Source organism: Microbacterium sp. BH-3-3-3, from assembly GCF_007679045.1.
Lineage (GTDB): Bacteria > Actinomycetota > Actinomycetes > Actinomycetales > Microbacteriaceae > Microbacterium > Microbacterium algihabitans.
Map to the genome: position 1 here is coordinate 224,641 of NZ_VEFS01000003.1, position 7,045 is coordinate 231,685.

General features: G+C 71.0%; 8 protein-coding genes. 2 read left to right on the forward strand and 6 right to left on the reverse strand.

Annotated features, from left to right (window positions below):
• Positions 1-57 precede the first annotated feature (57 nt).
• The 6 genes from ruvB to pdxS are packed head-to-tail and all read right to left on the reverse strand — an operon-like array spanning position 58 to position 4,641.
• A complete protein-coding gene (ruvB, locus tag FS769_RS11390; RefSeq protein ID WP_144833502.1) occupies positions 58-1,104 on the reverse strand; it encodes a Holliday junction branch migration DNA helicase RuvB in 1,047 nt (348 codons plus the stop codon).
• Positions 1,097-1,717, reverse strand: coding sequence for a Holliday junction branch migration protein RuvA (gene ruvA, locus FS769_RS11395; protein ID WP_144833504.1), 621 nt, complete (start codon positions 1,715-1,717; stop codon positions 1,097-1,099). The genes ruvB and ruvA overlap by 8 nt, the downstream gene beginning before the upstream one ends.
• 9 nt (positions 1,718-1,726) lie before the next feature.
• Positions 1,727-2,329, reverse strand: a complete 603-nt coding sequence (gene ruvC, locus FS769_RS11400) for a crossover junction endodeoxyribonuclease RuvC (protein WP_144833506.1) — start codon at positions 2,327-2,329, stop codon at positions 1,727-1,729.
• Between the two features lie 48 nt (positions 2,330-2,377).
• Positions 2,378-3,136: a YebC/PmpR family DNA-binding transcriptional regulator gene (locus FS769_RS11405; protein WP_144833508.1), complete on the reverse strand. Its 759-nt coding sequence runs from the start codon at positions 3,134-3,136 to the stop codon at positions 2,378-2,380.
• A 10-nt stretch (positions 3,137-3,146) separates the two neighbouring features.
• A complete protein-coding gene (gene pdxT, locus FS769_RS11410) occupies positions 3,147-3,767 on the reverse strand; it encodes a pyridoxal 5'-phosphate synthase glutaminase subunit PdxT (RefSeq protein ID WP_144833510.1) in 621 nt (206 codons plus the stop codon).
• Positions 3,757-4,641, reverse strand: a complete 885-nt coding sequence (pdxS, locus tag FS769_RS11415) for a pyridoxal 5'-phosphate synthase lyase subunit PdxS (RefSeq protein ID WP_186325525.1) — start codon at positions 4,639-4,641, stop codon at positions 3,757-3,759. The genes pdxT and pdxS overlap by 11 nt, the downstream gene beginning before the upstream one ends.
• Before the next feature lie 119 nt (positions 4,642-4,760).
• Between pdxS and FS769_RS11420 the strand changes: the two genes are divergently transcribed.
• Together FS769_RS11420 and pdxY are read left to right on the forward strand one after the other, a co-directional pair.
• A complete protein-coding gene (locus tag FS769_RS11420; protein ID WP_144833514.1) occupies positions 4,761-6,101 on the forward strand; it encodes an aminotransferase class I/II-fold pyridoxal phosphate-dependent enzyme in 1,341 nt (446 codons plus the stop codon).
• Entirely contained in the window at positions 6,098-6,949 is an 852-nt protein-coding gene (gene pdxY / locus FS769_RS11425) for a pyridoxal kinase PdxY (RefSeq protein ID WP_144833516.1), read from the forward strand. Before FS769_RS11420 ends, pdxY begins: the two co-directional genes overlap by 4 nt.
• The last annotated feature ends 96 nt before the right edge of the window (positions 6,950-7,045 follow it).

The following is a 7,045-nucleotide window of genomic DNA, read 5'->3' on the forward strand; positions in this document are numbered from 1 at the left end:
CGGCACTGCCTAGCGGGGGGTAGAGCGGGGGTCGGGGAATCCCCCGCCGAGTATAGGTCATGACCCCTGGCTGAACCGGAGCAGGCCGTCGGGGTGAGGGGCGCCCAGGTGGTCGTACGCCTCTGGGGTGGCGACGCGGCCGCGGGGGGTGCGGCCCATGAATCCGATGCGCACGAGGTAGGGCTCGACGACGGACTCGATCGTCTCGGGCTCTTCGCCGACGGCGACCGCGAGCGTGCTGAGTCCGACCGGTCCCCCGCGGAAGCGCCGCACGAGCGCGTCGAGCACGGCGCGGTCGAGGCGGTCGAGGCCGATGGAGTCGACGTCGTAGAGGTCGAGGGCGGCACCGACCGTGCGCACGTCGGCGTCGCCGTGTTCGGCGCCCGCGGACGGCCCGTGCACCACGAGGTAGTCGCGCACGCGGCGCAGCAGGCGGTTCGCGATGCGGGGGGTGCCGCGCGAGCGGCGCGCGATCTCGGAGCGCGCGGTGCCCGGCAGCCCGACGTCGAGCATCGACGCCGAACGCGTGACGACCTGCTCGAGCTCTTCGGGCTCGTAGTACTCGAGGTGGGCGGTGAAGCCGAAGCGGTCGCGCAGCGGGTTCGGCAGCAGGCCCGATCGGGTGGTGGCGCCGACGAGGGTGAAGGGGGCGAGGTCGAGGGGGATGCTGGTGGCACCCGCACCCTTGCCGACCATGATGTCGATGCGGAAGTCCTCCATCGCGAGGTACAGCATCTCTTCGGCCGAGCGCGCCATGCGGTGGATCTCGTCGATGAAGAGCACTTCACCCGGCGTGAGGGAGGACAGCAGGGCCGCGAGGTCGCCCGCGTGCTGGATCGCCGGTCCGCTCGACAGGCGAAGGGGGCGGCCGCTCTCGTGCGCGACGATCATGGCGAGCGTGGTCTTGCCGAGCCCGGGAGGGCCCGACAGCAGGATGTGGTCGGGCGAGCGCTGCTGGATGCGTGCGGCGTCGAGCAGCAGTTGCAACTGACCGCGCACCTTCTGCTGGCCGACGAACTCGGCGAGCGAGGTGGGGCGCAGCGCCCCCTCGATCGCGAGCTCGACCTCGTCGTCGGGGGTGCCGGCGTCGCGGACGTCAGCCACTCACGCTCTCCTTGCGGGCGGGGCCGAGCAGCGCGAGCGTCAGTCGCAGCAGCGCCTGCACCGACGCGCGGTCGGCGTCGGAGGCGTTCTCGGCGACGGATGCCACGGCCTCGGCCGCCGTGCGTTCGGTCCACCCGAGGCCGATGAGCGCCTGCGTCACCTGCAGGGGCACCTGTCCGTGCGCCGACACGGCCGCGGGGGCGGTGGCGGGAATCACGGCGAGCTTGCCCGCGAGCTGCACGACGATGAGCTTCGCGGTCTTGGGGCCGATGCCCGACACGCGGCGGAAGGGGGCGTCGTCGTCGTCGGCGACGGCCTGGGCGATCTGCGGAACGGTGAGCGACGACAGCACGCCGAGGGCCGACTTCGGTCCGACGCCGGTCACGCTGATCAGCTGCGTGAACACGGTCAGCTCTTCGCGGGTGTCGAAGCCGTAGAGCGACAGGGCGTCTTCGCGCACGATGAGGTTCGTGTGCAGGTGCACGTCATCGCCGACGTGGACGGTGCGGGCGAGTTGCGAGGTGACGGCGACGGAGAAACCGACGCCGCCCACCACGATCACGAGCGAGTCGTCGGCGACGTGGGCCGCCGTCCCGTGCAGCGAAGAGATCATGCTCCGAGCCTACGCATCGGTTCGTACATGTGTTCGAGCGACACGCGTCGGCGGTGTCCGTCGCTTCTCGGCGTCGCGCCAGGCGCGCTGCGCGGGGGTGAGCTCCGCGCCGCCGGGAGCTGCGGCTGCTCCCCCGCGCCACGCGTGGCAGAGCGCGATGGCCAGCGCGTCCGCGGCATCCGCCGGCTGGGGAAGAGAGTCGAGGCGCAGCACGCGCGCGACCATCGTCTGCACCTGCAGCTTGTCGGCCGAGCCGTAGCCGGTGATCGCGGCCTTGACCTCGCTGGGCGTGTGCGTGGCGGCGGTGAGACCGTGCTCGGCGGCGAGCAGCAGCGCGATGCCGCTGGCCTGGGCCGTGCCCATCACCGAATGGCGGTTGTTCTGTGCGAACACGCGCTCGACGGCGACGACGTGCGGCTGGTGGGCGAGAAGAACTTCGCGGATGCCGGCGGCGATGGCCGCGAGACGTTTCTCGATCGGATCGGTCGGTGCCGAACGCGCCACCCCGACGTGCACGAGGGTGGCCGTGCGGTTGGGAGCGACGTCGACGATGCCGATGCCGCAGCGCGTGAGGCCGGGGTCGATGCCGAGGACGCGCAGGGAAGATGCCACGACCCCCACGGTAGGCGCAGGGGTCGTGGTCGAGCTCAGGGCGCGCCCTTACTCGTCGTTCTCGAGCTCGGCCTGCACCTCGGGCGTCATGTCGAAGTTGGTGTAGACGTTCTGCACGTCGTCACTGTCTTCGAGCGCGTCGATGAGGCGGAACACCTTGCGGGCCGTGTCGGCGTCGACCTCGACCTTGAGCGAGGGCACGAACTCGACGTCGGCGGAGTCGTACTCGATGCCGGCGTCCTGCAGAGCAGAACGCACCGACACGAGGTCGCTCGCCTCGGTGATGACGCCGAAGCCCTCGCCGTGCGGCTCGACCTCTTCGGCGCCGGCCTCGAGGACCGCGAGCATGACGTCGTCTTCGGTGGTGCCCTCGGAGGGAACCACGATGACGCCCTTGCGGCTGAAGTTGTAGGCGACGCTGCCCGGGTCGGCGAGTGTTCCGCCGTTACGGCTGAGGGCGGTGCGCACCTCGGCCGCGGCGCGGTTCTTGTTGTCGGTCAGACATTCGATGAGGAACGCGACGCCGTTCGGGCCGTAGCCCTCGTACATGATAGAGGCGTATTCAACAGCCTCGCCGCCGATGCCCGCACCTCGCTTGATCGCGCGGTCGATGTTGTCTTTGGGGACCGAGGTCTTCTTGGCCTTGAGCACGGCGTCGAAGAGGGTGGGGTTGCCCTGGAGGTCGGCTCCACCGAGCTTCGCCGCGACCTCGATGTTCTTGATGAGCTTGGCCCACGACTTGGCGCGACGGGAGTCGATGACCGCCTTCTTGTGCTTGGTCGTGGCCCATTTGGAGTGTCCGGACATAGCTTCCAGTCTAGAGCGCGGGGGCGTGGATGCCGCGTCTGGCCGCGACGTGATCGAGGAAGCGGCGGTGGAAACGCGTCTCCCCCGTCGATTCGGGGTGAAACGCGGTCCCCAACAGGGCGCCCTGCTCGATCGCGACGACGCGTCCGTCGGCGAGGGTCGCCAGGGGCGCGGCATCCGGACCCCACTCCACCACCGCGGGCGCGCGGATGAAGACCGCGTGCACCGGTGGATGGCCCAGGACGGGCACCTCGAGCTCGGTCTCGAACGACGCGGTCTGGCTGCCGAAGACGTTGCGCGCCACGCGCGCGTCGATGCCGCCGAACGTCTGCTGGCCGGTGATCGCCCCGTCGATGCGGTCGGCGAGCAGGATGAGCCCCGCGCAGGTGCCGTACATCGGCATGCCGTCGGCGATCGCGGCGCGGATCGGGTCGAACAGGCCGAAGGCGCGCGCGAGCTTGTCGATCACGCTCGACTCGCCGCCGGGGAGCACGAGGCCCTCCACGGCGGCGAGCTCCTCGGGTCGACGCACGGGCTGCGCGTCGGCGCCGAGCCCGCGCAGCACGGCGAGGTGCTCGCGCACGTCGCCTTGCAGCGCGAGCACTCCGACGCGCGGGGTGTTACCAGCCACGCTCGGCCAGGCGGTGCGGGGCGGGGAGGTCGGCGACGTTGATGCCCACCATCGCCTCGCCGAGTCCGCGCGACGCCTCGGCCACGATCTTGGGGTCGTCGTGGAAGGTCGTCGCCTTCACGATGGCCGCTGCGCGCTGGGCGGGGTTGCCCGACTTGAAGATGCCGGAGCCGACGAACACGCCGTCGGCGCCGAGCTGCATCATCATCGCGGCGTCGGCCGGGGTGGCCACTCCCCCGGCGGTGAAGAGGACGACGGGCAGCTCGCCGGTCTCGGCGATCTCGGCGACGAGGTCGTAGGGCGCCTGCAGCTCCTTGGCCGCGACGTAGAGCTCGTCCTTCGTCTTGGCGCGCAGGGCGTTGATCTCGCCGCGGATCGTGCGGATGTGCTTGGTCGCCTCCGAGACATCGCCCGTGCCGGCCTCACCCTTGGAGCGGATCATCGCCGCGCCCTCGGTGATGCGGCGCAGGGCCTCGCCGAGGTTGGTCGCCCCGCAGACGAAGGGGACGGTGAAGTTCCACTTGTCGATGTGGTTGACGTAGTCGGCGGGCGAGAGCACCTCGGACTCGTCGATGTAGTCGACGCCGAGCTCCTGCAGGATCTGCGCCTCGACGAAGTGACCGATGCGGGCCTTCGCCATGACGGGGATCGACACCGTGGCGATGATGTCGTCGATGAGGTCGGGGTCGCTCATGCGCGCGACGCCGCCCTGGGCGCGGATGTCGGCGGGCACGCGCTCGAGCGCCATGACGGCGACGGCGCCGGCGTCTTCGGCGATGCGCGCCTGCTCGGCGGTGACGACGTCCATGATCACGCCGCCCTTGAGCATCTCGGCGAGACCGCGCTTGACGCGGGAGGTTCCGGTGTCGGTCATGTCCACTCCGTTCCGCGCCGATGCGGCGCGTGGTTCCGCGCTTCGGGGCGCGATTCTTTGGCTTAGGCCAAACCGTAGCATGGCTCAGGACATAGGCTGTTCGGGACTCAGGGGGGCTCATGAGCATCGACATCACCGGCCGATCGGCATCCGAGATCGCCGCCGATCTGCGCACGCGCATCGAACGCGCAGAGCTGACCCCGGGGACCCTGCTGCCGTCGGTGCGCGCCGTCGCGGCCGACCTCGGCGTCAACCGCAACACCGTCGTCGCGGCGTACCGGCAGCTCGCGCAGGCGGGCCTCGTCGAAGCGCGCGGTCGCGGCGGCACACGCGTCGCCGATCGCGCCGCCGTCGCCCAGGAGGGCTACGCGCCCGACACCGTGCTGCGCGACGTGGGGTCGGGCAACCCCGACCCGGCGCTCATCCCCGATCCGACCGCGGCCCTCGCCCGGTCGGCGCGCCCCGTGCTGTACGGCGAGCCGGTGATCGACCCGGGCCTGGAGGAATGGGCGCGCGACTGGATGGCGGACGGACTCCCCCACGACGACCTGCGTCTGACCGTCACGAGCGGCGCGAGCGACGCCATCGAACGCCTCCTCGCCCAAGCGCTGCAGCGCGACGACGCGGTGGCCTTGGAAGACCCGTGCTTCCTCTCCGCCCTGCACACGGTGCGCACCGGGGGGTATCGGGCGGTGCCCGTGCCGGTGGATGCCGAGGGCATGACGGTCGACGGACTCCGCGCCGCGCTCGAGGCCGGCGTCCGCGCCGTCATCTGCACGCCCCGCGCCCACAATCCGACCGGCGCGAGTCTCACGGCGGATCGCGCGACGGCCTTGCGCGCCGTGCTCGCGGAGCACCCGTACGTTCTCGTCATCGAAGACGATCACTTCTCGCTGCTGTCCCGCGCTCCCCTGCACTCGGTCATCGGCGCCTCGCAGCGTCGCTGGGCGCGCATCCGCTCGATGTCGAAGTTCCTCGGACCCGACACGTGCCTCGCCGTCACGGCATCCGATCCCGACACCGCCGACGGTCTCGGGCAGCGCCTGACGCCCGGAACCACGTGGGTCAGCCACATCCTCCAGCGCCTCACCCTCGCCCTCGTGACCGATCACGCGGTCCGCGAGGGCATCGAGAGCGCGGCCGTGCACTACGCCGCGCGCAACGCCGCGTTCTGCGCGCAGCTCACCGCACGCGGGTTGCCGGTCAGCCCGGGCGACGGCCTCAACCTCTGGGTGCCGCTGCCGGTGCCCGCGGCGGGAGTGCGCGAAGACCTCATGAGACGCGGATGGCTGGTGCGCGAGGGCGACCCCTTCTTCCTCGGCGACGGCGACCACGGCTCGTTCCTGCGCCTCACCGTGCACGACCTCGACGAGGCCTCGGCCACGACCCTCGCGGATGACCTGGCCGCCGCCGCGGGCGTGCTCCGCGGATCGGGACGAAGTGGGAGGATCGAGACATGAAGGTCCTCTCGATCCAGTCCGCCGTCGCGTACGGGCACGTCGGAAACTCCGCCGCCGTCTTCCCCCTGCAGCGCATCGGCGTCGAGGTGCTGCCGGTGTACACGGTGAACTTCTCGAACCACACCGGCTACGGAGCATGGCGCGGGCCGCTCATCGCGCCCGACGACGTCGCGGCCGTGATCCAGGGCATCGAAGAGCGCGGCGTTTTCCCCGAGATCGACGTGGTCCTCTCGGGCTACCAGGGCGGCGAGGGCATCGCCGACGTCATCATCGACGCCGTCGCGCGGGTGAAGAAGGCGAATCCGGATGCCGTGTACGCCTGCGACCCGGTCATGGGCAACGCCAAATCGGGATGCTTCGTGGCGCCTGCGATCCCGGTGCTGCTGCGCGAGCGCGTCGTCCCGGTCGCCGACATCCTGACCCCGAACCAGTTCGAGCTCGGCTTCCTCACCGACACCGAGCCCGGAAGCATCGACTCGACCCTCGAGTCGGCCGACATGCTGCGCGCCCGCGGCCCGCGCACGGTGCTCGTCACGAGCGTCGAGCGCCCCGACCGCGAGCCCGACACGATCGAGATGATGGTCGTCGACGACGCCGGGGCCTGGATCGTGCAGACCCCGCTGATTCCGATGAAGGCGAACGGCTCGGGAGACGTCACCGCGGCCCTGTTCACCGCGCACTACCGCCGCACCGGCGACGCCGCCGACGCACTCGCCCGCACGGCCTCGAGCGTGTTCGACCTGCTGTCGAACACCTACGAGTCGGGGTCGCGCGAACTGCGTCTCATCGAGTCGCAGGAGGCCTACGCCCACCCGCGCCTGCAGTTCGGCGTGCGCCAGGTGCGCTGAGCAGGGCCCCTGAGCGCAACCCAGGTCCCTGAGCCTGTCGAAGGGACCGGGAGCTCGCTGAGGTCTCGTGGGTCCGGTGGCTTCGACAGGCTCAGC